We start from the raw sequence: 25,642 nt of genomic DNA on the forward strand, positions 1-25,642 counted from the left end.
CGTGACTGCTAACCCTTTCAACTAATTCCATTACATCACCTTCAACTTCCAGATTATCTCCTCGCCGAAAGCGGGTAGCGATCCTGTTGTGCTGACCTACACATTCAACGGCCCGCAGCATCATATCACCCTGGACGACGAAGGCCACGGCTCGCTGAACGTAGCTAACCCTAACGGCGAAGATGTGTACGTCGATGGCGGCACTCTGACCCTGACCGTAGACAGCGGCACTGGTGGCGGTTTTGAGAAGATCGGTACCTCGGCTGGCACCGTAGTCGTATCGGATACCGAAACACCGGTCACCGCGATCGTGACTGCTAGCCCAGTCAACGAAGGTCAGGACATCACCTTCAACTTCGCCATGAGCGCCGCGCCGAAGGCAGGCAGCGATCCGGTTGTGCTGACCTATACCTTCAATGGCCAGCAACATCAGATCACCCTGGACGACAAGGGCCATGGCTCGCTGACCGTAGCGAACCCGAACGGTGAAGACGTTTACGTCGACGCTGGCAGCCTGACGCTGACCGTAGACAGCGGCACCGGCGGTGGTTTCGAGAAGATCGGTACCTCGGCTGGCACCGTCCAGGTCAATGACACCGAGACTCCAGTCACCGCGATCGTGACTGCTAACCCAGTCAACGAAGGCCAGGACATCACCTTCAACTTCGCCATGAGCTCCGCGCCGAAGGCAGGCAGCGATCCTGTGGTGCTGACCTACACCTTCAATGGCCAGCAACATCAGATCACCCTGGACGCTACCGGCCACGGCTCGCTGACCGTTGCCAACCCGAACGGTGAAGACGTTTACGTCGACGCTGGCAGCCTGACCCTGACCGTAGAAAGCGGCACTGGCGGTGGTTTCGAGAAGATCGGTACGTCGAATGGCACCGTAGTCGTCTCGGATACCGAAACGCCGGTCACCGCGATCGTGACTGCTAGCCCAGTCAACGAAGGCCAGGACATCACCTTCAACTTCGCCATGAGCTCCGCGCCGAAGGCAGGCAGCGATCCTGTTGTGCTGACCTACACCTTCAACGGCCAGCAGCACCAGATCACCCTGGACGCTACCGGCCACGGCTCGCTGACCGTAGCGAACCCGAACGGTGAAGACGTTTACGTCGACGCTGGCAGCCTGACCCTGACCGTAGACAGCGGCACTGGCGGCGGTTTCGAGAAGATCGGTACGTCGAATGGCACCGTGGTCGTCTCGGATACCGAGACCCCAGTAACCGCGATCGTGACTGCTAACCCAGTCAACGAAGGCCAAGACATCACCTTCAACTTCGCCATGAGCTCCGCGCCGAAGGCAGGCAGCGATCCTGTTGTGCTGACCTACACCTTCAATGGCCAGCAACATCAGATCACCCTGGACGCTACCGGCCACGGCTCGCTGACTGTTGCCAACCCGAACGGTGAAGACGTCTATGTCGACGCTGGCACCCTGACGCTCCAAGTTCAGGGCGGCACTGGCGGCGGTTACGAGAAGATCGGTACCTCGGCTGGCACCGTTCAGGTCAATGACACGGAGACACCGGTCACCGCGATCGTGACTGCTAACCCAGTCAACGAAGGCCAGGACATCACCTTCAACTTCCAGATGAGCGTCGCACCGAAGGCGGGCAGTGCGCCTGTCGTGCTGACCTACACCTTCAACGGCCAGCAACACCAGATCACTCTGGACGACAAGGGCCACGCCTCGCTGACCGTGGCGAACCCGAATACCGAAGACGGGTATCTGGATCCTCAGACCCTGACCCTGTCCGTGCAGGGCGGTACCGGTGGCAGCTACGAGAAGATCAGCCCATCGTCCGGCACCGTTGAAGTCCGTGACACCTTGAACGCGACCACCGTAGCCGTGACCGCTCATTCGGGGACCGAAGCGGATGCCAAGGTTAACTTCAGCTTCCAGCTGAGCACCGTCCCTCAGGAAGGCTACCCGGCCACCCTGACCGTGAAGGTCGGCGAGAGTCTCTACATCGTTCCTGTGCTCGCTGACGGTTCGGCTACCTTGGCGATCAACAACACCAACACTGAAGACTTCTACAAGGACAGCAGTCAGGTCACTGCGAAAGTCGTGTCGATCAACGGCGGCAACTTCGAAGCAACCGATGTCACGGGTGCCCAGGACACCGCCAATATCGTCGATACCATCAACGACACCTTCGTACAGGTCACCGCGGATGCGGCCAAGGAAGGTGACGCCAGCGTCTTCTTCCACTTCCAGCTGAGCAACCCACCGGCTCCCGGCAGCACGACCATCCTCAAGGTGGACGTGGGCGGTACGATCTACAACGTGACCGTGGACGCGACCGGCAAATACACCCTGGCCGTGCCGAACACCAACGCCGAAGATGTCTACCGTGACGCCAGCAACCTGACGGCCACGGTCGTGAGTGTCACCGGCGGCAACTACGAGAACGTCAACCTCACCGGCGCAACGGCCACTGCCAACATCGCTGACACCATCGACACCGTCTACGCCAAGATCAGCATCGTGGGCGACAGCTCGGTCACCGAAGGCGGCACGCTGACCTACAAGGTCGAACTGGTGGACAAGTCCGGCAACGCTGTCAGCGTTCCGGCTGGCAAGTCGGTGACCGTGGACCTGACCTGGAGCGGCACCGCCGACGCGACTGACGTCACCGGTAACCTGCCGACCAGCGTCACCATCTCCGGCAACAGCAGCAACACGACGTTCCAGGTCCAGACCTTCGACGACATCAAGATCGAGAGCACCGAGACGCTGATCGCCACCATCAACAAGGTGAACGACAGCAGCAACGTCTTCGAGAAGGTGGACATCGGCAGCCAGAAAACCGCGACCGGCTCCATCGTCGACAACGACAAGGGCCCGACCTTCACTGGCAACGACAGCGCCACGATCGTCGAAAGCGGCACCGCTGGCGGCGCCGACGTGGTGTTGGTGCTCGACCGGTCCGGCAGCATGGGGCCGGCCGGCAACGGCCAGCAGGGCAGCGATCCGGATGGCAGCGGCCCGTACACGTCGCGCCTGCAGATGCTCAAGGAAGCGGTGAAGAACCTGTTCGATTCCGGCACCGTGCATTCGGTGTTCATCGTTTCGTTCGCCAGCAGTGCCACCTTCGCCAACTCGGGCAAAGACGGCGGCTGGTTCACCAACCTGACCGACGCTTATGCGGCCATCGATAAACTCGCGGCTAGCGGCAACACCAACTACGCCTCCGCGCTCAACTCGGTGATCAACAACTACACGGCGCCGCCTGCAGGTGGCAGCAAGCTGGTCAGTGTGTTCATGTCCGACGGCGTACCTAACGACGCATCGGCCAACGAAAGCACCTGGATCAACTTCCTTAACAACAAAGGCTTCGATGATTCCTACGCGGTAGGTTTTGGCGGGCTCAGCAACACCGACAAGAACTACCTCGAGCCTATCGCCTGGAAGCCAGGTGAGACGGTCGGCTCCATCACCCAGGGTGTAAACGACAACCACGTCCTGGTAGTCGGCACCAACGTCAGCGCCTTGACTCAGGCACTGGTCGGTAGCGTGGGCGGCAGCGCCACGTCCGGTGACGTCACCAGCAACGCCAGTGCTGGCACCGCCGGCTGGGCGGCCAATGGCTGGAAACTGACCGCGGTCGAGTACAACGGCGTTACCTACAACCTCACCAGTGCCTCCGACAGCAAGACCATCGACCTGGGCAATGTCGGCAAGCTGGTGATCAAAGGCGACGGTAGCTACACCTTCTCCGGCAAAGACAACTTCGACACGGCCGATTCGCTGTCGACGGTGGTCAAGTTCACCGTCAAGGACGCCAACGGCACCACGGCGTCGTCGACCCTGACGTTGACTGTGACTGACCGCGGTGATCCGGTTGCGAAAAATGACGACCACACCGCTACGATCAGCTCGCAGACTGTGACTACGGCCGCCACCACCAGCACGTTGGCGACCTTCACCAGCAATGAGAGCAACCCGTGGAAGTTCTCTTCGGTAGACCGCGACTGGGCGGACTTGAGCAGCAACAGCGTCCTGAAGGATAACCTCTCCAGCTGGCAGTCCAGCTCGCTGGCGGGTAACAGCAACAACCAGGATGCGCAACGCAACAGCAGCAACAAACTGACGCTGACCGACACCAACGGCAGCTCTTACGGTGATGGCCAAGCGTTGACCCCTGTCTACAAGACGGGCGGCGCAGCGGGTGAAGTCCTGTCGTTCACGGCGGTGACGTCGTTCGCATCGACCCCCTGGTACGACTCCGGAACCGATACTGCGAGCTGGACGCTGTACAAGAGCACCGATGGCGGCAACAACTGGACTATTGCGCAAAGCGGTATGATCGGCTCGGGCTCGTCGACGATCACCACCAATGCGCTGGATGCCAATACCCAGTACCGGATTCTGCTGGACGTCAATGACAACACCTGGACCAACTCTAACGCCTCGGTCACCTTCGACGACTTCAAGGTCACCGTACCTGGCACCTCGAGCATCGTCTGGACTGCCGCTGCGGTCGTCGGTTCGGTACTGGACAACGACACCTTGGGCACCAGTGGCGAAACCTCGACCCTGTCGGTCAAGGTCAACGGCGTCTGGGTCGATGCATCGAGCGCTGGCACTACCGTCAATGGCGAGTACGGCAGCCTGGTGATCAACAAGGACGGCTCGTACACCTACACCCCAGTGGCCAGCAAGGACAACATCGGCCATGTGGACCAGTTCGAGTACAAGCTGACCCAAGCCGATGGCGACACCGACACCGCGCACCTGTACGTCACCCTTCAGGGCGCCGGCCCAGGGGCTACCGGCCTGGCACCCGTGTGGACCTCCGGCAACGACAACCTGCTGGGTACCGATGGCAACGACATCATCTTCGGCGGTGCGGGTAACGACTACCTGACCGGCGGCAAGGGCAATGACACCCTCACCGGCGGCAGTGGCGCGGACACCTTCCTCTGGAAGGCAGGTCACACCGGCAACGACGTGATCACCGACTTCAAGGCAGCCGAGGGCGACCGCCTCGACCTGAGCGACCTGCTCCAGGGCGAGAAGGGCAGCACCATCGACAACTACCTGAAGATGATCACCGTCCAGGGTGAAACCGTTCTGCAGGTCAGCAGCGATGGCAAGCTCAACGTCAACGACGGTGCCAACCACGTCGACACCACCATCACCTTGCAGGGCAACAACTGGTCGAGCAGCACCATCAACTCGCTGATCAGCGGTGCCGATCCTTTGATCAAGGTCGACAGCAACAACAGCTGATCAGGGGCTTTTGAAAGAGTGGGGCCGCTTTGCGGCCCATCGCGGGCAAGCCCGCTCCTACAGGGTTCGCGCCGAGCTTCAGAATGGCGCGATCCTTGTAGGAGCGGGCTTGCCCGCGATGGGCTGCACAGCAGCCTTGCCGACAACTCCCGTTCCGAGCCTTTTCCACCGCCCGCCGACAGCGCATACTCGCGCGCTGGGCCTACCGCTATCTGACGACAAGGATTCATCGTGACCAGGCACAACGCCATTTACTACGTCCAGCGCGACGCCGACGGCCGTCTGTCGCGGGTAGAAGCCGCCCCGTATCAAGGGCACACCGAAACACTCGAAGCCAGCCATGCCGAGATCCTCGAATGGTTCGCCGATGACGTCGTCGGCAACAGCCTCAACCAGCTCAAACAGAGCGACCTGGACATGATCCGGGTACTCGAAGACCTGATCGACGTACTCACCACCAAGGGCGTCCTGAGCATCACCGACCTGCCCGAAGGTGCCCGGGCCAAGCTGCTCAACCGGTCTAGCGCGCGGAAAGCGCTGGGTGGCCTGAGCAACCTGATCGAAGAAGACGCCGAAGGCGGCCTTATCTGACCCAGGCCGGTCACCCACCTGTTCATATGTATATGCTTTAATGGTATTTAAATTCTGTTTCTTATGAATTTATAGTTCACCCACTGCGTACCTGCCGACCAATCGGCGCGCCGCACGACTTGAATCCACACGGGAGTCCCCCGTGCGTTTCTGATCGATGCGCGCCCTGAAGACCGCGCACTACGTGGGAGTGAGAAATGCCAGCCGCCTCTAACGCCTTGTCGGCCATCGACAGCGCACAGCCGCAATCCTTCGAAATCCGTCCGTTCAGCGGTGCCGTCGGCGCCGAGATCATCGGCCTGGACCTGACCCAAGCGGTCAACCGCGAAGACTTCAAGCGAATCCATCGCGCCCACCTCGACCACCACGTGCTGGTGTTCCGTGACCAGCGCATCCGCCCTGAACACCAGATTGCCTTCAGCCGCCGCTTCGGCGAGCTGCAGATCCATGTGCTCAAACAGTTCCTGCTGCAGGGCCATCCAGAAATCCTCATCGTCTCCAACATCGTCGAAGACGGGCGCAACGTAGGCCTGGGCGATGCCGGCAAGTTCTGGCATTCCGACCTCTCCTACAAAGAGCTCCCCAGCCTCGGCTCGATGCTGCACGCCCAGGAGCTGCCCAGCGAAGGCGGCGACACCCTGTTCGCCGACATGCACAAAGCCTGGGACGCGGTGCCCGATGCGCTGCGCACAATAGTCGAAGGCCGCGCGGCCGCGCACTCCTACACCGCGCGCTATGCCGAGACCAAGTTCGAAGGCAACTGGCGCCCGACCTTGACCGCCGAGCAGCTCGCGCAGGTCCAGGAAGTGATCCACCCGGTGGTGCGCACCCACCCGGAAAACGGCCGCAAGGCGCTGTTCGTCAGCGAAGGCTTCACCACCCGCATCGTTGGCCTGCCCGACGACGAAAGCCGTGATGTGTTGCAACAGCTGTATGCCCTGAGCGTGCTCGAGGCGAACATCTACCGCCACCCGTGGCAGCCCCACGACATGGTGTTCTGGGACAACCGCTCGCTGATCCACCTGGCCGCCGGCTGCCCCGCGCACCTGCGCCGCAAACTGTTCCGCACCACCATCCAGGGCGATGCCCCGTTCTGACGACTGAGGAAACACACCATGCGCAAATCCATCAGCCGCCTGGCGGCCAGCATCGGCCTGGGCGCGACCCTGGTCGTCGGCACCCTGGCGGCACCCACTGCGGCCCAGGCCGAAGGCAAGATCCGCATCGCCGAGCAGTTTGGTATCGTCTACCTGCTGCTCAACGTGGTCCGTGACCAGCAACTGATCGAAAAACACGGCAAGGAAGAGGGCATCGACATCAAGGTCGACTGGGCGCAGCTGTCCGGTGGCGCGGCGATCAACGACGCGTTGCTGTCGGGCTCGGTGGACATCGCCGGCGCCGGCGTCGGCCCGCTGCTCACCGTCTGGGACCGCACCAAGGGCCGGCAGAACGTCAAGGCCGTGGCCTCGCTGGGCAACTTCCCGTACTACCTGGTCAGCAGCAACCCCACTGTGAAGACCATCGCCGACCTGTCGGAAAAAGACCGCATCGCGGTGCCGGCCGTGGGGGTCTCGGTGCAGTCGCGCTTCCTCCAGTACGCCGCCGCCAAGCAGTGGGGCGACAAGGAATACAACCGCCTCGACAAGTACACCCTGGCCATCCCCCATCCTGATGCCACCGCCGCTTTGCTGGCGGGCGGTACCGAGCTCAATGGGCACTTCTCCAACCCGCCGTTCCAGGACCAGGTGCTGGCCAACAAGAACGTCCACATCGTGCTCAACAGCTATGACCTGCTCGGCCCCAACTCGCCGACCCTGCTGTTCGCCACCGAGAAGTTCCGCAACGACAACCCCAAGACCTACAAGGCGTTTGTCGAGGCCTTGGCCGAGGCGGCGGACTTCGCCCAGAAAGACAAGGCCGCAGCCGCGGACACTTACATTCGCGTGACCAAGGCCAAGATCGACCGCGACGCGTTGATCCGCCTGATCGACAACCCGCAGTACGAATTCACCGTCACGCCGAAGAACACCTACCCGCTGGCCGAGTTCCTCTACCGCGTCGGCGCGATCAAGAACAAGCCCGCGTCGTGGCAGGACTACTTCTTCCAGGACGCCGAACGTCCACTGCAGGGGAGCTGATCGCCGATGACCGCCCCATTGCCAGGCCACACGGCCAGCAACCTGAGCCGTGTCGCCACGCCACCGCTGCTTGCTGTGGATAACGTCAGCCTCGAATACCGCACCGCGCAACGCGTGGTGCGCGCCACCCACCAGGTCAGCTTCGAAGTGGACCGTGCTGACCGTTTTGTATTGCTTGGCCCGTCCGGTTGCGGCAAATCGACCTTGCTCAAGGCCGTGGCCGGGTTCATCGAACCGAGCGAAGGGCAGATCCGCCTCCAGGGCCAGCCGGTCAAGGGCCCCGGCCCCGACCGTATCGTGGTGTTCCAGGAGTTCGACCAGCTGCCACCGTGGAAGACGGTCAAGCAGAACGTCATGTTCCCGCTGCTGGTGTCGGGCCAGCTCAAGCGCGCCGAAGCCGAGGAGCGCGCCCTGCATTACCTGGACAAGGTCGGCCTGGCGGCGTTTGCCGATGCCTATCCGCATACCCTCTCGGGTGGCATGAAGGCGCGCGTGGCGATTGCCCGGGCGCTGGCCACCCAGCCGAAGATCCTCTTGATGGACGAGCCGTTCGCCGCGCTCGACGCCCTGACCCGACGCAAGATGCAGGAAGAGTTGCTGCAGCTGTGGGAGGAGGTGCGCTTCACCCTGTTGTTCGTCACCCACTCGATCGAAGAGGCGTTGGTGGTCGGCAATCGCATCCTGCTGCTGTCGCCGCATCCGGGCCGAGTCCGCGCCGAGGTGCACAGCCATCAGTACGACCTGGGCAGCCTCGGCGCCAGTGACTTCCAGGCCAGTGCCCGGCGTATCCACCGGCTGCTGTTCGATGAGGCCGATGAGCCGGAGCAAGCGGCTGATCTGGGTTTCAACGACATCCGCATCGCCTACTGAGGAGCTTCAGCCATGACCACTACACCTGTACGACAGGAATACGAGGTGCAGCTGGAGCCGCTGCTCAGTGTGCCTCTGGAACGCCAACTGCCGCTGGCTCAGCGGCTCTGGCAGCAGGGTTGGCTGCGCAAGACGCTGATCCTGCTGGTACTGGCCGTGCTCTGGGAGGCCGCCGCGCGCTTTACCGACAACGACTTGCTGCTGCCGGGCTTCCTGCAGACGGCGAGGGCGTTCTGGGAGGGGATGTTCAGCGGCGAGCTGCCGGCCAAGGTCGGCGTGTCGCTGGTGGTGCTGCTCAAGGGTTACCTGCTGGGCATCGTGTTGGCATTTGCCCTGACCAGCCTGGCGGTGTCGACCCAGTTCGGGCGTGACCTGCTCGGTACCCTGACCTCGATGTTCAACCCGCTGCCGGCCATTGCCCTGCTGCCCTTGGCGCTGCTGTGGTTCGGCCTGGGCGACAACAGCCTGATCTTCGTGCTGGTGCACTCGGTGCTGTGGGCCTTGGCGCTGAACACCTATGCGGGTTTTCTCGGTGTCTCCGAGACCTTGCGCATGGCCGGGCGCAACTATGGTCTGCGGGGCTTGCGGTTGGTGCTGCATATCCTGGTGCCGGCGGCGCTGCCGTCGATCCTGTCGGGGTTGAAGATCGGCTGGGCGTTTGCCTGGCGCACACTGATCGCGGCTGAGCTGGTGTTTGGGGCGAGCAGCGGCAAGGGCGGATTGGGCTGGTACATCTTCCAGAACCGCAACGAGCTGTACACCGACAAGGTGTTTGCCGGGTTGGCGGTGGTGATCCTGATCGGGTTGCTGGTCGAAGGGCTGGTGTTCAATACCCTGGAGCGGGTGACCGTGCGCCGCTGGGGGATGCAGCGCTAGCCAGGAACTGTTGTGTCAGCTTCTTCGCGGGTAAACCCGCTCCCACAGGATCTGCAGCGCTGCAGATCCTGTGGGAGCGGGTTTACCCGCGAAAAGGGCGACGCGCAGCTTAATCCTGGTACTGGGCAGCAGCGCTGCTCAAGGTCCGCCCGATCTCCTCGCGCAGCGCCTGTGGCTGCTCCACCACCAACCCATTCCCCTGGCTCAACAGCCACCAGCGCAGCGGCCAGCCATCGCTGACCATCGCCCGCATCCGGTGCCCCTGCTCCAGCGCGGTCAATTGCATGTCCGCCGTCAACGGCGCTTCACGCAACTGCCGCGCCAGGCCATCGGTGACCCACGCCTGCAGTTCCATGCCTTCACCCTGCACGGGCTGCAGCGCACCGTTGCGCAGGTACCCCTGCAGATCGAAGTTGCCCCTCAGCTCACCCACCGCTGTCGCCGACCAGTGCCAGCCAAAGGGGATGCTCTTGTCATTGCGCTCCAGCGGAAAGATCAGCGACAGCTCGTTGAGGTCGCGTTCGACGGTCCGTTTGCTGACGCTGAAGCCAACGTCGCGCAGGCGCCACACCAGTTCGGCACTGGTAACGCCAGGGGAGCGGCTGGGCAACTGGCGCAACAACGCCCATTGACGGCTGAGGGTGGCGCGGGTGGTGGCGAACGGCAAAATGTAACGTCCTTGTCTAGGCTTGCCGCAACAGGATGGCGGTACAAGCGAGGGATGGCAATTAGCCACAACTCGCTCAGATCAAGGAAGATGCAAATGGTTGCCTTGAATCGGATCGTTCGCGACAGGTTTCGTCGTAGCGTCGCGCAGAATCACGCCTCAGCACGGCCGCGGTGGGGCTTGTGTGTCGTTCAACGAGGATGAACATGTCTGCTGCCAGCAATATCCATTCGCTGCTCGCGCGGCTTTTACCCGAGCGCATCGTCCCGGCGCCGACGCCTGCGCGGCGTCGCCAGCGCCTGTTTGCCGGTGTCGGCCTGCCCAGCCAGCGCGCGCCGCTGGGGGAGCGCTTTGGCCTGGTCAGCCGGCTGGATGAAGCGGTCGACCTGCAAGCGGTGTACAGCGACCTGCGCGACCGGGCCCTGGAGGGCAACGTCGCCGCACTCAACGACCTCGGCTGGATCTGGCTGAACGGCAAGTACTGGCTGGCCGACACCTCGCTGGCCGGCCACCTGCTGCGCATGGCGGCGCTGCAGGGCAGTGCCGCGGCCTGGTTCAACCTTGGCCAGCAGCACTACTTCGGCAAGGGCGTCGAGATCTCCTACGTGCAGGCAGCCGAGTGCTACCGGCAGGCCTTCGAGCGCGGCATGCTGCACGCGGCGGCAGCCTTGGGTGACCTGTATGAAGAGGAGGTGTGCGATGGCGACCAGGACTGGCAGGTCGACCTGATCGAGGCCTTGCGCTGGTTCATGCGTGGCGCCAAGCGCGGAGAGGCCCGTTGCCGTTTCGAGGTCGGCTACCGGTTCTTGCACGGGCTGTATGTGCAGACCGACACCAAGGCCGGCCTGTACTGGCTGGAGCTGGCGGCGGCGGCGGGCGTGATGCAGGCGGCGGAAGAGCTGGCGGTGCATTTCAGCCGGGAGGATGCGGGCCGCTACCGGGATTGGCGCGACCAGGCGATCCTGATGGGCAGCACCCTGGCCTTGACCCTGAAGCTGGAAGATCAGATCCAGCCTTGAGAATCCCTGGGTCGCGGCGCTGCCAAACCCTGTGAGAGCGGCCTTGTATCGCGATCGAGGGCGCAGCCCTCGCCACGCACCCAAGCGGGGTTGATCACTGCCCTCATGAACAACATTTCATCCGGCCAGTTCATCACCTGCGGTTGACGGCAGGGGGAGGGCAGGGCGTATATTGATAGTTAGCAAACTATGAATATCCCCGGTTCCCCTCATGACACTTGATGCACTGCACCTGCAAATCAGCAGCGGCATGGTCGTGGCCTCGCGGCATTGGCGGCGCATCTGCCATGCCGCCTTGACCGGCTACGGTATCTCCGAAGCCTGCGCCGTGCCGTTGCTGATGATCGTGCGTCTCGGCGATGGCGTGCATCAGGTCGCGGTGGCCAACGCCGCCGGTCTCGAAAGCCCGTCGCTGGTGCGCCTGCTCGACCAGCTGTGCAAGGCCGGCCTGGTCTGCCGCAGTGAAGACCCACTGGACCGCCGCGCCAAGGCCCTGAGCCTGACCGCCGACGGCCGCCGCCTCGCCGAATCGATCGAAGCCGAGCTGGTGCGCCTGCGCCGTGAGGTCCTGCAGGGCATCAGTGAGGCTGATCTGGAGGCGACGCTGCGGGTGATTCGCGCCTTCGAAGCGGCCGGCCAGGTTACCCCGGGCGGCTTCGCATGAACGGCTTCTTCAGCTCGATGCCGCCGGCCCGCGACTGGTTCTATGGCGTGCGCACCTTCGGCGCCTCGATGATCGCCCTGTACATCGCACTGCTCATGCAGTTGCCGCGCCCGTACTGGGCGATGGCCACGGTGTATATCGTTTCCAGTCCGTTCGTCGGCCCGACCAGCTCCAAGGCCTTGTACCGTGCGCTGGGCACCTTGCTCGGGGCCGCTGGGGCGATCTTCCTGATCCCGCCGCTGGTGCAGTCGCCGCTGCTGCTGTCGGTGGCCATCGCGTTATGGACCGGCACCTTGCTGTTCCTCTCGCTGAACCTGCGCACCGCCAACAACTACGTGCTGATGCTGGCCGGCTACACCCTGCCGATGATCGCCCTTGCCGTGGTCGACAACCCCCTCGCGGTGTTCGACGTGGCCTCGTCGCGGGCCCAGGAGATCTGCCTGGGGATCGTCTGCGCCGCAGTGGTCGGGGCGATCTTCTGGCCGCGCCGGCTGGCTCCAGTGGTGGTCGGTTCTACCGGTAGCTGGTTCACTGAAGCGATCCGCTACAGCGACACCTACCTGGCCCGCGACGTCGCGGTCGACAAGGTCGGCGCCATGCGCGCGGCGATGGTCGCCACGTTCAACAGCCTCGAGTTGATGATCGGCCAGCTCGGCCACGAAGGCGCCGGCCCGCATACCCTGAAGAACGCCCGCGAGCTGCGTGGGCGGATGATCCACCTGTTGCCGGTGATCGATGCCCTGGACGACGCCCTGGTCGCCCTCGAAGGCCGCGCCCCGGCGCAGTTCGCGCAGATCCAGCCGCTGCTCGCAGAGGCCCGCGAATGGCTCCAGGCCAGCGCCGTCGACGCCCCGGTGGCGCGCTGGAGCGCGCTGCGCGACAAGATCGAACGCCTGCAACCGAGCGCCGCCGCGCTGGATCAGCGCGCCGAGCTGCTGCTGTCCAACGCCCTCTACCGGCTCACCGAATGGCTCGACCTCTGGCAAGACTGCTGCAGCCTGCAGCACGCCCTGCGCGAGGACGACGCCACGCCGTGGCGCGCCACCTATCGCCATTGGCGGCTGGGCCGGCTGACGCCCTTCTTCGACCGCGGCCTGATGCTCTATTCGGTGTTCTCCACGGTGACCGCGATCATCGTCGCCTGCGGCCTGTGGATCGGCCTGGGCTGGAACGACGGCGCCAGTGCGGTGATCCTTGCCGCCGTGGCGTGCAGCTTCTTCGCTGCCATGGACGACCCGGCGCCGCAGATCTACCGGTTCTTCTTCTGGACCATGCTCTCGGTGATCTTCTCCAGCGTGTACCTGTTCCTGGTGCTGCCGAACCTGCACGACTTCCCGATGCTGGTCCTGGCCTTCGCGGTGCCATTCATCTGCGTGGGCACGCTGACCGTGCAGCCGCGCTTCTACCTCGGCACCTTGCTGACCATCGTCAACACGGCCACCTTCATCAGCATCCAGGGCGCCTACGACGCTGATTTCTTCACCTTCCTCAATGCCAACCTGGCCGGCCCCGCAGGCTTGCTCTTCGCCTTTATCTGGACCCTGCTGCTGCGCCCGTTCGGCGTGGAGCTGGCGGCCAAGCGCATGACCCGCTTCGCCTGGCGCGACATCGTCGAGATGACCCAGCCCGCCACCCTCGCCGAACAGCGCCAGGTCGGCGTGCAGATGCTCGACCGCCTGATGCAGCACCTGCCACGCCTGTCGCAGACCGGCCAGGACAGCGGCGTGGCCCTGCGCGACCTGCGCGTCGGGCTCAACCTGCTGGACCTGCAGGCCTACCTGCCGCGAGTCGGCCAGCAGGCCCGCGAGCGCCTGCAAAGCGTCATCGAAGACGTCGGTGCGCACTACGCCCAGTGCCTGCGCGCCGGTGAACGCCTGCACGCCCCGCCTGCGCTGTTGCGCAACATGGAGCGTGCCCGCCAGGGCCTGGCGCTGGACGACCTGCACGACCGTGGCGATGCCCGCGTGCACCTGCTGCACGCCTTGAGCGGCCTGCGCCTGGCGCTGCTGCCGGGGGTCGAAGTGATGCTCGAGCCGAGCGAACACGCGCAACTGCCGCAAGGCATCGACGGAGCCCCGCTGTGATCGGTGAACTGGATATCAGCGGGGTGTTCCTGCCCACGCTGCTGGTGATGATGGTCTGCACCTATGTGTTGTTTCTGGGCGTGCACGCTGTGCTGGTGCGCCTGAATTTCTACCGCCTGGTCTGGCACCGGGCGTTGTTCAATGTTGCCCTGTATGCCGTGCTGCTTGGTGCGGTGGATCACTTTTGCCGAAGCCTGATGCTGCCATGAAAAAACCTTTGTTGACCTTGGGCCGCGTGGTCCTGACTTTACTGGTGGTGACCTTCGCAGCCGTACTGGTCTGGCAGATGGTCGTCTACTACATGTTCGCCCCCTGGACCCGCGACGGCCATATCCGCGCCGACGTGATCCAGATCGCCCCGGATGTTTCCGGGCTGATCCAGCAGGTCGAGGTGCGCGACAACCAGCTGATCAAGCGCGGCGACGTGCTCTTCACCATCGACCAGGACCGCTTCAGCCTGGCCCTGCGTCATGCCCAGGCGACCCTCAGCGAGCGTCAGGAGACCCTCGCCCAGGCCGCCCGCGAAGCGCGCCGCAACAAGCAGCTGGGCAACCTGGTCGCGGCCGAGCAGCTCGAAGAGAGCCAGTCGCGCGAGGCCCGCGCCCGCTCTGCGGTCAATGAAGCCCAGGTGGCGGTCGACAGCGCCCAGCTCAACCTCGACCGCTCGGTGGTGCGCAGCCCTGTCGATGGCTACCTCAACGACCGTGCACCGCGTGCCCACGAGTTCGTCACGGCCGGCCGCGCCGTGCTGTCGGTGGTCGACAGCGCCTCGTACCACGTCGACGGTTACTTTGAAGAGACCAAGCTGGGCGGCATCCATATCGGCGATGCCGTCGACATCCGCGTGATGGGCGACGACACCCGCCTGCGCGGCCACGTCGAGAGCCTCGCCGCCGGCATCGAAGACCGCGACCGCAGCAGCGGCGCCAACCTGCTGCCCAACGTCAACCCGGCGTTCAGCTGGGTGCGCCTGGCCCAGCGGATCCCGGTGCGTATTGCCTTCGATGACGTGCCTGAAGACTTCCGCATGATCGCCGGGCGCACCGCCACCGTCTCGATCATCGAGGGCCAGCGGCCATGAAACGCCTGATGCTGCTCGGCCTTGCGCTGTCCCTGGGTGCCTGCCAGATGGTCGGCCCCGACTACCAGGTGCCTGGGGATGCGGCGGTCCAGCGCGGCGACCTGAATGGCCCGCTGCGCCAGGATGCCGCCAGCGTGGTGTCGGCGCCGGTGCCGGAGGACTGGTGGCAGCTGTACCAGGACCCGCGCCTGAACACCCTGGTGCGCGACGCGCTGGGAGCCAACACTGAGCTGCGCGTGGCCGCCGCCAACATCGCCAAGGCCCGCGCCCAGCTCGAGGTGGCCCAGTCGCAGGGCGGCTTCGGCGGTGGCGCCAAGGTGGCCGCACAGCGCTTGCAGGAGTCTGGCGAAGCCTTCCTGCAGCCCGACAAAGTGCCGGTGGCGAACATTGGCGAAGCGATCCTCAGTGCCTCCTACCAGTTCGACTTGTGGGGCACCTTCAAGCGCGGCAGCGAAGCGGCCCAGGCCAATGCCGATGCCGTACAGGCCGCCGCAGATACCGCGCGCATCACCTTGGTGGCCGATGTGGTCAAGGCGTATACCCAGGTGTGCTCGGCCAACGAAGAGCTGCACATCGCCCACCAATCGTTGGGCTTGCAGCAGCAGAGCGTGCAGCTCAACCAGCGCCTGCGCGATGCCGGCCGGGGTGATGAAACCCAGGTGACCCGTTCGCAGACCCAGTTCAAGTCGCTGCGTGCCGAGCTGCCGCGCTTCCAGGCTGAGCGCGAGGCCGGGCTGTACACCCTCGCAGCGCTGCTGGCCAAGCCGGTCGAGCAGTTGCCCGCTGGCACCGCCGAGTGCGCCGAGCTGCCGCAGCTGGCCCAACTGATCCCGGTCGGCGATGGCGCGGCCCTGCTCAAGCGCCGGCCCGACGTACGCCAGGCCGAGCGCCAATTGGCGGCTGCCACCGCGACCATCGGCGTGGCGACCGGTGCGCTGTACCCGAACATCAGCATTGGCGCCCAGGTAGGCACCATTGGCATTCTCGAGAACCTTGGCGAGCCCTCGACCAACCGTTGGGGCTTCGGCCCGCTGGTGAGCTGGACCATCCCCACCAACGGCACCCGCGCGCGCATTCGCGAGGCTGAGGCCTCGACCCAGGCGGCCCTGGCGCACTTCGACGGGGTGGTGCTCAACGCCATCCGCGAGACCCAGACCCGCCTCGCCCAGTACAGCGCGCTGCTCGACCGGCGCGATGCGCTGGCCGAGGCCGAGAAGTCGGCCAAGGAAGCGGCGGACCAGACTCACCGGTATTTCCAGGCGGGGCGTGAGTCGTTCCTGGCGGATCTGCAGGCGACCCGGACCTATACCGACATGCGTGGGCAGTTGGCGGCGGCCAATAGCCAGGTGGCGATGGGGCAGATTGGTGTGTTCCTGGCGTTGGGTGGGGGGTGGAAGGAGGCTGCGGCCAGGCAGTGAATCGTTGGGGCTGCTTCGCAGCCCTTCGCGGGCAAGCCCGCTCCTACAGGGGTCGGCGGCGTTGTCGCGCTCCTGTTCTACGCCCGCCACTGCTCCTGAAAACAGCGCAAATCCTGTAGGAGCTGGCTTGCCTGCGATGGGCTGCAAAGCAGCCCCGGCAATCCCACAGACGTAAGACCTTTCTGAAGCTACCCGCCAACCCCTTCAGCTCAAATCCGCTTCGGAAGTATCCTACACGCCTTGCGGAAGCTTCCATGTTGCCGGGGAAAAGCTCCAGGGATAACGTCCTCGGGTCGCCTGAAGAGGGCGATCGGGCGTGAGACACCCGGTTTCATACGACGGCACCGCTTATGGCGGTCGTGCGCGGGCAAGCTTCGGCTTGGTCGGGTTACCGTATGGCCCGGGTCTCACCCCGCGTACGACTGCCACCCAATTCCGTGAGACGAGGAGGACGGCAGTTCCTGTCCGCCATACGGAGTACCGTCATGAAAAAGATCGTCCCCGACCCCCCTCGTCTCAAGCTCATCATCTCTCCCCATTTCTCCGCCCACAGCGACATGACCCCGCCCGACTCCCTGACCCTGGCCAGCGAGTTCCTCAGTGGCGTCATCGAAACCCTCGAAACGCACTGCAGCGAGCAGGCCGACGCCCCCGACCCGAATGCCATCGCAAGCGCCGCACACGCCACCAAGATGGCCCGCACGCTGGTCGAGCACGCCCTGTCCAGGCTGTGACCCTGACGGTTCAAGGAGAGAAGCAATGACTGATGACTTCGAGCCCCTCACCACCGCAGGGGTGGAGCAAACCGACCTGTTCACCGTCCGCCCCGGCATCCCGCTCGCCCAGGCGTTCGACGAACTGTCGGTGTTGCTGGGCTGCATCCGCCACCTGACCGACGAAGCCGAGATGGAAGGCGACCTCCAGGCCGGCAGCGCCGCCCGCATCCTCAGCAGCCTCGCCAAGGCGTTGATCAACGACATGGAGTCGGGGATCAACCGGCTGCGGTAATGGTTGGATGAGCGCCCGGCGGTAGCGTCGGGCATTCATGCCGACATCCAGCTGGCTATTGACACGGTGAGATTGGTCATGCCATAAGTGTCCACGTTTTATGGAATGTGGACACTTGAAGGTTTTGCTCTCATGAAAAGTCAAGACATTTTGCTTTTGTTCAAAATGGTCAGCCTTCATGCCCAAGAGGAAAATCTCTCTTGGCAAATGATTCCAGCCAATCCTGATGATCCAGCCGATGAGCCAGGCAACTGGGAAGGATGGTCGGACCCGGCCGCGTCGACCCCTCTATCCAGCTGGAGCGACAGTTACTCATTACGGGCATTGTCTGCCGCGCTAGGGCTGAGCAAGAGCGAGATTTCGAATGCGATGGCCAGATGTCGAGGATCCGGCCTGCTGACCTATGACTATGACACCGGCTTACCGAAAGTAAATCGTCGCGAGCTGCTGAAAATTGCCGAGCATGCGCTGAAGTACTTTTTCCCCGTTAAACCGGGGCCTATGGTTAGGGGAATTCCTACAGGTTTTGCAGCACCGGCGCTGTCGAAAAGCATCAAGAGCAGTGGCAACCTGATTCTGGTCTGGCCAGACGCAGTCGGTAGTGAGCGTGGTCAGGCAGTAGAACCGCTCTACAAGACCGTTCCGCACGCGGTCAAGCACGACAGGGTTCTCTATCATTATCTTGCGCTCGTCGACGCGATTCGCCTTGGCGGCCCGAGGGAAAGCGGTGTTGCACTCAATATCCTGAAAACAGGGATGGGGCTTGGATAGCATGGTTTCAAACGCGGAACACAATTATGAACTCATAGAAGTTGTCGCGAAGGGTCTGGGCCAGGACCTCCTGAAGGAAGTGGCATTCGTAGGAGGGTGCACGACGGCATTGTTGGTCACCGACGCTGCGGTGCTGGACGACATCCGCTTCACTGATGACGTAGACCTGGTGATCGAGCTGGCAGGCATTGGTGCGTGGCAACGTCTGACAGAGCGCTTGGCTGCTCAGGGCTTCAAGATCACCGGAGAGGATGAGGTCAACTGTCGCTTCCGCTTCAAGGGTGTGAAAGTCGACTTCATGCCGTCGGATCCCGATATCCTGGGCTATGCGAACCGTTGGTATGTAGAAGGACTGGCACAAGCCGACTGGTTCGTCCTCCCCAGCGGCATCAGCATTCAAGTCTTCAAGCCAACCTATTTCCTCGCAACCAAGCTGGAGGCATTTCGTGGTCGGGGTCAGGGCGACCCTTACCACAAGGATGTCGAGGACATCATCATCCTGATCGATGGCAGGGCGCAGCTGCTGGAAGAGATGCGTCAGGCCGAACCCGAGATCAAGGCATACATCATCGCGCAGGTTCGAGCGCTGTCGGCCTTGAGTGGTATCGACTATGTCATTGAAAGCTCGGGATCAGTGGTGGCTAACCCAGGCCGGGGTCGTATCATCCAAAAACGCATGCGGGACCTCGCCAGCGTATGAGATCCACGACGAGGTCGACAAAAGGTCGACGTCGAGCGGCCAACGATGCCTGGTCACTCGCTTCTGGTTTTTCGCTAACAGATCACGACGGCCACTAAAAAACGCCCGGTCTCTCAACCGGGCGTTTTCAGGTATCAGCGCAAGACCCGCGCCGGCTCATCCGGCGGCAAGTCACTGTGCCCACCCTGGCGCCCCGGCTGCCCAGCCACCTCGCCACCCAGTTGCTCGGCCAGTTGCCGCGCCACGTCTTCACCCAGCGCCTTGGACACTTCGCGCACCACCCGCGGGCGGTTGAGGGTCACGCGGGCATCCTGGCTGTTGACCAGCTTGGTGTCCTGCCCCTCACCCATGGCGGTGAACGCCGAGGTGATCTCGTAGGTGCGGGTGTTGACCAGGCTGAAGTCGGCCACCAGGCTCAGGCCCAGTACCGCCGAATAGCTGTCGGTGTGGTCCAGGGCGGTGGTATCGCGCTGGAAGTCGATGTCCGACAGGGTGCCGAACAGCACGTAGTCGGCACCGGGAAACGCGCCGCTCTTGATCCGCGCGATCACGTCATGCACGTCCTCGCTGGACGCAGCCGTGTACGGCTTGGCCTGCACCACCTGGAACTGGCCGCCCTTGATCAGCGCACCTTTGATTTCGGCGCTGAACGCGCGCAGTTCGGTCTGCTGGATGTAGCTGGTGCTGCTCTCGTACTCGCTGTAGCTCGCCGAGTGGCTGGCGTTGTAAGCGCTGGCCTGGCCGCTTTGCTGGGCGTTGACGGTGTGCACGTACGCTTCCAGCCGCGCCTCGTACGCCAGGTCGGTGACCGCGACCTTGGGGGCCGCCTGCGCGGACACCGCGCAGGCCAGGCCGATGATTGCCATCCATGTACGCATCGCTTAGCGCTCCGTGGTCTTGCGGATTTCTTTTTCGTCCATCCATTCGGCCAGGCCGCTCTCGACGTCGACCAGTTGCAGGCTGAACTTGTAGAACACGTCCTTGTAGTCGCTGCTGCGCTTGACGATCGAGCTGATCGAGCCTTCCAGGCGGTACTGCGCGGCAATCATGTTGCCGGTCTTGGCCACCGTGTTCTTCTTGTACAGGCCGCTCTGGTTCTGCAGCTTGAGCTGATCGACCTGGCTCTGCATGTCGGTGTTGTCGCTGGCGAAGCGGGCCACGCCGGTCTTCAGCAACTGGGTCTTGATGGTGGTGGTGATCTCGCGGGTATCGATGTACTCGCTGGTCTTGTTCTTCACGTCATACACCTGCACCACCGGGCGGCCATGCAGCACGCCGGACTGGGCCAGCGAGCGGGTCATGCTCTCGGCGATCATCTGCAGGTCGGTGGAGCCGAACTCGTTGGTCACCAGCTCCACGGCCTTGCTGTCGCCGTAGCTGATGTTCTTGCCGCCAAGGACCGGCGACGGGGTGCTGCAACCGCTGACCAGGGCAATGGCCAGGGCGGCGAGGGAAATACGTGCAAACATCGAGACTGCTCCTGAAAAAAATTACCGGGTGTGGACTTCGAGGCGGAAGTCGCTCGCCTGCGGGACCGGGGCGATGGCGGGCAGGACGCTGGCCTGCTTGCCGTACAGGGTGAGGGTCTTCCAGCTTTCTTCGTCGGCTACCGGGAAGCCGTCGTTGCCCAGCCAGGCAAAGCGGTAGTACAGGGTCTGGTTGCTGCGGCTGGTGTTGTTGACGCCGACCTTGACCGTGAGAAAGCCGTTTTCGCGGGCGACGCGCATCGGCCCGAGCTCGAAGTCATCGAGCTGGCCCATGGTCACCACCTTGCTGGCGGCGCTGTCCGGTGCGGGGGGCGGTGTGGCGCAGCCGGCCAGGAGGGCGGCGGCGAACAGGGCAATGCAGGTAAAGCGCATGTGCGGTCCTTGGGGTTACTTGAGGCTGGCAACGGCCTGGGGTTGTGGGGTGGCGGCAGGCGGGGTGGCGATGGCGGGGCCGCCGGCGAACACCCGGTTGCCGACCACGCGCAGGCTGACGACCTGGAACGGCCGGTCGATCTTTACCGTGAGCCGGTTGCCGCCCAGGCTCGGTGGCAAATTGAGGGTGTGCTCGCCGTTGGCCAGGTGCACCCGGGCGACCTGGGTCTCGTTGGGCAGGGTGCGCCAGGTGCGGGTGTCGGCGCCTTCGACCACGGCCGAGGCGATGCCCATGATCAGGGCGGCCAGCGGGTTGACCTCGTTCATCTTCTTTTGCGCCACGCCGCGGCTCACCGCGCGCACGCTGGTGCGCAGGATGATGCCGGGCATGTCGTCGCGCAACGCCCGGCGCGACATGGCGCTGGTGCTGTTGAGGGCGGTCAGGCTGAGCGCCTTGTCGTTCAGGTAGAGCTCGCTGAAATGCGCGGTGCTGGTGTCTTCCTTGATCACCGGGAACGACAGCGGGGTGATCACCAGGTTGCCGTCGATCGACAGCGGCAGCGGGATGCGCACCGAGTCGCGGGCCGGCGCCAGGCCGCTCTGGACCACGATCAGCACGTCGCTTTCGCCGGTGGTGGCGGTGCTCTTGTCGAGGTCGAGCAAGGCCTGCTCGAGCAGCGGGGTGTTCGGCCGCAGTTCGGCGGCGGTGCGGTAGCCCGGCGCGGCCAGGCCTTTTTCGCCCAGGGCTTCGTAGACATAACCGGACAGGTAATGGCTGAAGGCGCTCTGGTAGCTGTTTTTCAGGCCGACCACGTCCGGCGCATCGAGGCTGGCCACCGGGTAACCCTTGAGGTCCTTGTACTCGGTGGCGACGCCTTGTTGCTCGGCTTCCTCTTCGCGCTTGAGGTACTGCTTGTCGCGCAGCTCGGCGATCAGCGCTTCGCGCTCGTGGGTCCTCTTGATCTCGGTGCGGGCGCCGTCGAAGTCGTTGACTGCCAGCAGGTTGAGCGCCATCTGGGTGGTCAGCATGACCTTTTCGTAGTCGTAGCCTTCGTAGCGGCGAACCTTGTCGTTGACCAGGTAGCTGCCGAACTGGCTGAGGTAGCGGGCGGTGTCGAGCTTGACCGACTCCTCCCACTGGAAGACCACACCGTCGGCGGCGCGCCAGGCCTGCTGGCTGCCCTGGAAGTCGCCCTTGGAGCGCAGCAGCTCGCCCTTTTCGAAGTAGTAGAGCAGGTCTTTGCGCTCGCCCTTGTTGTTGCTTTCGAGCAAGGTCAGGGCGGCGTCGAGGTTGCCGGCGGCCAGTTGCTGGTTGGTTTCCTGGAGCTCGCTGTCGTAACTGCGGAACGCGGCGCAGCCGGTCAGCTGCAAGGCGGCGACAAGCGCAGCCAGGGTAAGGGCGCGGGGGACCATCGGTGGTGTTCTTCCCTGAATGGATGGACGGCGGGGGCGGCATTATACTGGCCGACGATGGCAATTTGGTGGCAGTGTGTGGGTGATTTTCTTCGAGCCGTCCAAGGCCCCTAACTGTTACAAGATTTTTCATGAAATCCGCCCGAGCACCTTGAGCAGTGCAGAGTGGAAGTGAACAATGTTCGCTTTCGTATTCCCTCGAGACCGGCCATGACTTCCCGTCCCCGTTTACTCGCCTGGCTGTTGTGGCCGGCGCTGGCGTTGGCGCTGTGCAGCACCCTCGCTGTCGCCGATGCGTTACCCGGCCAAGCGCCGGTGATTACCCCGGACCCGGTCCGTGGTGGGGTGCTGTATGCACAGCACTGCTCGATCTGCCATGGCGACAGTGGTGCCGGTGATGGTCCGGCCGGGCTTGGGCTGGAGCCGCCTCCGAGTAACCTGCGCAGTGTCGAGCGGCTTGATCAGCTGAGTCTGTTGGACCTCTACAACACCCTCAGCCTGGGCGTCGAAGGCACTGATATGGGGTCGTTCGCCGATCAGCTCGACGAGCGTGAACGCTGGGATGTGGCGGCCTATATCGCCAGCTTTACGGCCGACCCGCAGGCGGCCAAGGGCGCCCAGACCTGGCCCCTTGCCGACCTCGCGCGGCAGACCCCGGCGAGTGTGGCTGCCAGTCAGGGCGTCGAGGCGTTGGCAGCGTTCCGCGCCCAGCGTGCGCAGCCGCCGCAGGTCAAACGCGGCCCGGCGCAGTTGATCGAATACACCGTCAGTACACTGGACAAGAGCCTGGCAGCCTACCGTGAAGGTGAGCATGACCAGGCCTACGACCTGTCGGTGGCGGCTTATTTGGAAGGCTTCGAACTGGTCGAAAGCTCGCTGGACAACATCGACGCGCAGGTCCGCAAGGACACCGAGAAGGCCCTGATGGCCTACCGTCAGGCGCTGCAGGATGGCCTGCCACTGGCCCAGGCCGAGCAGCGTCTGGCCGAGGCCAAGGGCAAGCTCGAGGTGGCCTCCAAGCTGCTCGGCAGCGATGGCCTGAGCTGGTCGCTGAGCTACATTTCCGGGCTGTTGATCCTGCTGCGCGAAGGCCTGGAGGCGATCCTGGTACTGGCGGCTATCCTCGCCTTCCTGCGTAACACCGGCCAGCAGTCGGCGGTGCGCAGCGTCAATATCGGCTGGGCCCTGGCCCTGGTTGCGGGCTTTGCCACCTGGGCCGTGGCGGCGTACGTGATTGATGTCGGCGGTGCCCAGCGCGAGCTGCTGGAAGGCTGTACGGCGCTGTTCGCCGCGGTGATGGTGCTGTGGCTTGGGGTGTGGATGCACGACCGCCGGCATGCGGCGGCCTGGCAGGATTACATCAAAAGCAGCCTGCTCGGCGGCGGCGGGCGCTTTGGCTTTGCCGTGCTGGCGTTCTTCTCGGTGTACCGCGAGTTGTTCGAGGTGATCCTGTTCTACGAGACCCTCTGGCTGCAGTCCGGGCCGGCTGGGCACAACGCGGTGCTGGCGGGTGGCGCGACGGCGCTGGTGCTGCTGGTGGGCTTGGCCTGGGTGATCCTGCGCGGTTCGGCGAAGCTGCCGCTGTCGCTGTTCTTCAGCATCAATGCGGGGTTGTTGTGTGCCTTGTCGGTAGTGTTTGCAGGGCACGGGGTCAAGGCGCTGCAGGAGGCTGGCGTGCTGGGCACGCGGCCGGTGGCGTTCTTCGAGTTCGACTGGCTGGGGATTCATGCCGACGCGTATTCGCTGGCGGCGCAGGCCGTGGCGTTGACGGCGATTGTCTGCCTGTATGGGCGCTCGTGGCTGGCCGAGAAGCGCCGGGCGGCAGCCAGCTAGATCGGCGGTGTCTTCTTCGCGGGTAAACCCGCTCCCACAGGGGTTTTGAGCTGCGCCGCAGAACCCTGTGGGAGCGGGTTTACCCGCGAAGAGGCCAGAACTGGCACCATAACGATCATTCAATCCGAACAATGGACACAGCTACATGCGTATATGGATCGATGCCGACGCCTGCCCCAAGCAAGCCAAGGACCTGATCGTCAAGTTCGCCCTCAAGCGCAAGTTCGAGGTGGTGATGGTCGCCGGGCAGGCGCAGATCAAGCCTGCGTTCGCCTGTGTACGGCTGATCGTCGTGCCCAGCGGCCCGGACGCGGCCGACGATTACCTGGTGGAAAACGCCGTCCCCGGCGAGCTGGTGATCTGCAGCGATATCCCGCTGGCTGATCGCCTGATCAAGAAGGGGGTTGCCGCCCTCGACCCCCGTGGCCGCGAGTTCGACGAGCGCAACATGGGTGACCGGCTGGCGGTGCGCAACCTGTTCACCGATCTGCGCGAGCAGGGCCAGGTCAGTGGCGGGCAGGCGCCCTACGGCGAGAAGGAGAAGCAGGAGTTCGCCAATGCCCTCGACCGCATCATCACGCGCTTGGCCAAGGGCTAGCAGGGCAGGGGGCAGCCCACGCTTTGCGGGCTGCTTGGGCAGTGGCCTTACTTAATGGTCGCCTTCGTGGGTCAGCTCCAGCACCCGGTCCACCAGCTTGTAGATCCCGCCCGCCGCCTCGCTGATCGAGGTGGCCAGCATGTACGCCGGGGTCGTCACCAGCTTGCGCTGGGTGTCTTCGACGATGTCATGCACATCGCACTCTTCATGGGTGCCGCCCATCTTCACCACGGCCGCGCTGGTGCCCGCGTCGTTGCCAATGGTGCAGACCACGCCCGGCCCGTAGATCTTGGCAGCCAGCGCCGGCGAGATGCACATCAGGCCGACCGGCTTGCCGGCCTCGGCAAAGGCTTCGGCCAGCGCCAGGACATCCGGCTGCACCGTGCACTTGTCGCCTTCGACGGCAAAGTTGGAGAGGTTTTTCGCGGCGCCAAAGCCGCCCGGCACGATCAACGCATCGAAATCCTTGGCGTCGGCTTCACGGATGTCCTTGACCTCGCCGCGGGCGATGCGCGCCGACTCCACCAGCACGTTGCGCGACTCTTGCGTCGCTTCGCCGGTGAGGTGATCGATCACGTGCATCTGCGCGATGTTGGGTGCAAAGCATTGCACCTGTGCGCCTCGCTGGTCGAGGCGCAGCAGGGTGATCACGCTTTCATGGATTTCGGCGCCGTCGTAGACGCCACAGCCGGAAAGAATCACCGCAACTTTTTTCGTCATGCTCATTACTCCAGTGTCGAGGCGCTTAATGTCCTCTAGTTTGGCAGATGTGGCTATGACGCGGCGTGCTCACAACCTACAGGGTTGGAA

General features: G+C 63.9%; 23 protein-coding genes and 1 pseudogene. 18 read left to right on the forward strand and 6 right to left on the reverse strand.

Annotated elements, in window-relative coordinates:
* Nucleotides 1-88 precede the first annotated feature (88 nt).
* The 6 genes from CCOS865_RS27460 (at nt 89) to CCOS865_RS27485 (ending at nt 9,717) form a co-directional block, all read left to right on the forward strand.
* The gene (locus CCOS865_RS27460; protein ID WP_119146860.1) at nt 89-5,242 is read left to right on the forward strand and encodes an immunoglobulin-like domain-containing protein; all 5,154 of its coding nucleotides are present in this window, start codon (nt 89-91) and stop codon (nt 5,240-5,242) included.
* 249 nt (nt 5,243-5,491) lie between these two features.
* A complete protein-coding gene (locus tag CCOS865_RS27465) occupies nt 5,492-5,833 on the forward strand; it encodes a tryptophan synthase subunit beta (protein WP_119147021.1) in 342 nt (113 codons plus the stop codon).
* Nucleotides 5,834-6,030: 197 nt separating this feature from the next.
* Nucleotides 6,031-6,930 (forward strand): TauD/TfdA dioxygenase family protein, encoded by a 900-nt coding sequence (locus CCOS865_RS27470; protein WP_119146862.1) that lies wholly within the window; start codon nt 6,031-6,033, stop codon nt 6,928-6,930.
* 18 nt (nt 6,931-6,948) lie between these two features.
* Complete coding sequence (locus tag CCOS865_RS27475; RefSeq protein ID WP_119146864.1) at nt 6,949-7,971, forward strand: ABC transporter substrate-binding protein; 1,023 nt, start codon at nt 6,949-6,951, stop codon at nt 7,969-7,971.
* Between the two features lie 6 nt (nt 7,972-7,977).
* Complete coding sequence (locus CCOS865_RS27480) at nt 7,978-8,841, forward strand: ABC transporter ATP-binding protein (protein ID WP_119146866.1); 864 nt, start codon at nt 7,978-7,980, stop codon at nt 8,839-8,841.
* A gap of 12 nt (nt 8,842-8,853) precedes the next feature.
* Nucleotides 8,854-9,717 (forward strand): ABC transporter permease, encoded by an 864-nt coding sequence (locus tag CCOS865_RS27485; protein WP_119146868.1) that lies wholly within the window; start codon nt 8,854-8,856, stop codon nt 9,715-9,717.
* 109 nt (nt 9,718-9,826) lie between these two features.
* Here CCOS865_RS27485 and CCOS865_RS27495 read toward each other — a convergent pair whose 3' ends face one another.
* Nucleotides 9,827-10,384 (reverse strand): WCX domain-containing protein, encoded by a 558-nt coding sequence (locus CCOS865_RS27495; protein WP_119146871.1) that lies wholly within the window; start codon nt 10,382-10,384, stop codon nt 9,827-9,829.
* 206 nt (nt 10,385-10,590) lie between these two features.
* On the opposite strand from CCOS865_RS27495, the gene CCOS865_RS27500 reads away from it, so the two are divergent.
* The 10 genes from CCOS865_RS27500 (at nt 10,591) to CCOS865_RS27545 (ending at nt 19,129) form a co-directional block, all read left to right on the forward strand.
* Nucleotides 10,591-11,403 (forward strand): tetratricopeptide repeat protein, encoded by an 813-nt coding sequence (locus tag CCOS865_RS27500; RefSeq protein ID WP_119146873.1) that lies wholly within the window; start codon nt 10,591-10,593, stop codon nt 11,401-11,403.
* Nucleotides 11,404-11,614: 211 nt separating this feature from the next.
* Nucleotides 11,615-12,067, forward strand: coding sequence for a MarR family winged helix-turn-helix transcriptional regulator (locus CCOS865_RS27505; protein WP_119146876.1), 453 nt, complete (start codon nt 11,615-11,617; stop codon nt 12,065-12,067).
* Complete coding sequence (locus CCOS865_RS27510) at nt 12,064-14,151, forward strand: FUSC family protein (RefSeq protein ID WP_119146878.1); 2,088 nt, start codon at nt 12,064-12,066, stop codon at nt 14,149-14,151. Before CCOS865_RS27505 ends, CCOS865_RS27510 begins: the two co-directional genes overlap by 4 nt.
* The gene (locus CCOS865_RS27515; RefSeq protein WP_119146880.1) at nt 14,148-14,360 is read left to right on the forward strand and encodes a DUF1656 domain-containing protein; all 213 of its coding nucleotides are present in this window, start codon (nt 14,148-14,150) and stop codon (nt 14,358-14,360) included. The genes CCOS865_RS27510 and CCOS865_RS27515 overlap by 4 nt, the downstream gene beginning before the upstream one ends.
* Nucleotides 14,357-15,232 (forward strand): efflux RND transporter periplasmic adaptor subunit, encoded by an 876-nt coding sequence (locus CCOS865_RS27520; protein WP_119146881.1) that lies wholly within the window; start codon nt 14,357-14,359, stop codon nt 15,230-15,232. Before CCOS865_RS27515 ends, CCOS865_RS27520 begins: the two co-directional genes overlap by 4 nt.
* The gene (locus CCOS865_RS27525; protein WP_119146883.1) at nt 15,229-16,650 is read left to right on the forward strand and encodes an efflux transporter outer membrane subunit; all 1,422 of its coding nucleotides are present in this window, start codon (nt 15,229-15,231) and stop codon (nt 16,648-16,650) included. Before CCOS865_RS27520 ends, CCOS865_RS27525 begins: the two co-directional genes overlap by 4 nt.
* 485 nt (nt 16,651-17,135) lie before the next feature.
* Nucleotides 17,136-17,384: a hypothetical protein gene (locus CCOS865_RS27530; RefSeq protein ID WP_119146885.1), complete on the forward strand. Its 249-nt coding sequence runs from the start codon at nt 17,136-17,138 to the stop codon at nt 17,382-17,384.
* A 25-nt stretch (nt 17,385-17,409) separates the two neighbouring features.
* Complete coding sequence (locus tag CCOS865_RS27535) at nt 17,410-17,658, forward strand: DUF3077 domain-containing protein (protein ID WP_119146887.1); 249 nt, start codon at nt 17,410-17,412, stop codon at nt 17,656-17,658.
* A 105-nt stretch (nt 17,659-17,763) separates the two neighbouring features.
* Nucleotides 17,764-18,429 (forward strand): MarR family transcriptional regulator, encoded by a 666-nt coding sequence (locus CCOS865_RS27540; protein ID WP_208644575.1) that lies wholly within the window; start codon nt 17,764-17,766, stop codon nt 18,427-18,429.
* Nucleotide 18,430: 1 nt separating this feature from the next.
* Nucleotides 18,431-19,129 carry a nucleotidyl transferase AbiEii/AbiGii toxin family protein gene (locus CCOS865_RS27545; RefSeq protein ID WP_119146891.1) on the forward strand — a complete coding sequence of 233 codons (699 nt, stop codon included), beginning with the start codon at nt 18,431-18,433 and terminating at the stop codon, nt 19,127-19,129.
* Nucleotides 19,130-19,263: 134 nt separating this feature from the next.
* On the opposite strand, the gene CCOS865_RS27550 is transcribed toward CCOS865_RS27545, so the two are convergent.
* From CCOS865_RS27550 to CCOS865_RS27565, 4 genes are read right to left on the reverse strand one after another with little or no spacing between them, the layout of a single operon-like run.
* A complete protein-coding gene (locus CCOS865_RS27550) occupies nt 19,264-20,007 on the reverse strand; it encodes a penicillin-binding protein activator LpoB (RefSeq protein WP_119146893.1) in 744 nt (247 codons plus the stop codon).
* Between the two features lie 3 nt (nt 20,008-20,010).
* Nucleotides 20,011-20,598 (reverse strand): penicillin-binding protein activator LpoB, encoded by a 588-nt coding sequence (gene lpoB, locus CCOS865_RS27555; protein WP_119146895.1) that lies wholly within the window; start codon nt 20,596-20,598, stop codon nt 20,011-20,013.
* 21 nt (nt 20,599-20,619) lie between these two features.
* Nucleotides 20,620-20,988 (reverse strand): YcfL family putative periplasmic lipoprotein, encoded by a 369-nt coding sequence (locus CCOS865_RS27560; RefSeq protein ID WP_119146897.1) that lies wholly within the window; start codon nt 20,986-20,988, stop codon nt 20,620-20,622.
* A gap of 15 nt (nt 20,989-21,003) precedes the next feature.
* A complete protein-coding gene (locus tag CCOS865_RS27565; RefSeq protein ID WP_119146899.1) occupies nt 21,004-22,401 on the reverse strand; it encodes a COG3014 family protein in 1,398 nt (465 codons plus the stop codon).
* 273 nt (nt 22,402-22,674) lie between these two features.
* Here CCOS865_RS27565 and CCOS865_RS27570 point away from each other — a divergent pair.
* Nucleotides 22,675-24,234: pseudogene (locus CCOS865_RS27570) on the forward strand (FTR1 family protein); the annotation flags it as partial.
* A gap of 145 nt (nt 24,235-24,379) precedes the next feature.
* A complete protein-coding gene (locus tag CCOS865_RS27575) occupies nt 24,380-24,832 on the forward strand; it encodes a YaiI/YqxD family protein (RefSeq protein ID WP_119146903.1) in 453 nt (150 codons plus the stop codon).
* A 51-nt stretch (nt 24,833-24,883) separates the two neighbouring features.
* Here CCOS865_RS27575 and elbB read toward each other — a convergent pair whose 3' ends face one another.
* The gene (gene elbB / locus CCOS865_RS27580; RefSeq protein WP_119146905.1) at nt 24,884-25,552 is read right to left on the reverse strand and encodes an isoprenoid biosynthesis glyoxalase ElbB; all 669 of its coding nucleotides are present in this window, start codon (nt 25,550-25,552) and stop codon (nt 24,884-24,886) included.
* Between the last annotated feature and the right edge of the window lie 90 nt (nt 25,553-25,642).

Origin of the sequence: Pseudomonas reidholzensis (genome assembly GCF_900536025.1) — a bacterium.
Lineage (GTDB): Bacteria > Pseudomonadota > Gammaproteobacteria > Pseudomonadales > Pseudomonadaceae > Aquipseudomonas > Aquipseudomonas reidholzensis.

Bases quoted from the DNA above. Each gene is read 5' to 3' on its own strand.
- CCOS865_RS27565 (WP_119146899.1), bottom strand. From the start codon at position 22,401: ATGGTCCCCCGCGCCCTTACCCTGGCTGCGCTTGTCGCCGCCTTGCAG.
- lpoB (WP_119146895.1), bottom strand. From the start codon at position 20,598: ATGTTTGCACGTATTTCCCTCGCCGCCCTGGCCATTGCCCTGGTCAGC.
- CCOS865_RS27540 (WP_208644575.1), top strand. From the start codon at position 17,764: ATGTGGACACTTGAAGGTTTTGCTCTCATGAAAAGTCAAGACATTTTG.
- CCOS865_RS27545 (WP_119146891.1), top strand. From the start codon at position 18,431: ATGGTTTCAAACGCGGAACACAATTATGAACTCATAGAAGTTGTCGCG.
- CCOS865_RS27530 (WP_119146885.1), top strand. From the start codon at position 17,136: ATGAAAAAGATCGTCCCCGACCCCCCTCGTCTCAAGCTCATCATCTCT.
- CCOS865_RS27480 (WP_119146866.1), top strand. From the start codon at position 7,978: ATGACCGCCCCATTGCCAGGCCACACGGCCAGCAACCTGAGCCGTGTC.
- elbB (WP_119146905.1), bottom strand. From the start codon at position 25,552: ATGACGAAAAAAGTTGCGGTGATTCTTTCCGGCTGTGGCGTCTACGAC.
- CCOS865_RS27510 (WP_119146878.1), top strand. From the start codon at position 12,064: ATGAACGGCTTCTTCAGCTCGATGCCGCCGGCCCGCGACTGGTTCTAT.
- CCOS865_RS27500 (WP_119146873.1), top strand. From the start codon at position 10,591: ATGTCTGCTGCCAGCAATATCCATTCGCTGCTCGCGCGGCTTTTACCC.
- CCOS865_RS27550 (WP_119146893.1), bottom strand. From the start codon at position 20,007: ATGCGTACATGGATGGCAATCATCGGCCTGGCCTGCGCGGTGTCCGCG.
- CCOS865_RS27520 (WP_119146881.1), top strand. From the start codon at position 14,357: ATGAAAAAACCTTTGTTGACCTTGGGCCGCGTGGTCCTGACTTTACTG.
- CCOS865_RS27560 (WP_119146897.1), bottom strand. From the start codon at position 20,988: ATGCGCTTTACCTGCATTGCCCTGTTCGCCGCCGCCCTCCTGGCCGGC.
- CCOS865_RS27505 (WP_119146876.1), top strand. From the start codon at position 11,615: ATGACACTTGATGCACTGCACCTGCAAATCAGCAGCGGCATGGTCGTG.
- CCOS865_RS27525 (WP_119146883.1), top strand. From the start codon at position 15,229: ATGAAACGCCTGATGCTGCTCGGCCTTGCGCTGTCCCTGGGTGCCTGC.
- CCOS865_RS27485 (WP_119146868.1), top strand. From the start codon at position 8,854: ATGACCACTACACCTGTACGACAGGAATACGAGGTGCAGCTGGAGCCG.
- CCOS865_RS27535 (WP_119146887.1), top strand. From the start codon at position 17,410: ATGACTGATGACTTCGAGCCCCTCACCACCGCAGGGGTGGAGCAAACC.
- CCOS865_RS27470 (WP_119146862.1), top strand. From the start codon at position 6,031: ATGCCAGCCGCCTCTAACGCCTTGTCGGCCATCGACAGCGCACAGCCG.
- CCOS865_RS27475 (WP_119146864.1), top strand. From the start codon at position 6,949: ATGCGCAAATCCATCAGCCGCCTGGCGGCCAGCATCGGCCTGGGCGCG.
- CCOS865_RS27575 (WP_119146903.1), top strand. From the start codon at position 24,380: ATGCGTATATGGATCGATGCCGACGCCTGCCCCAAGCAAGCCAAGGAC.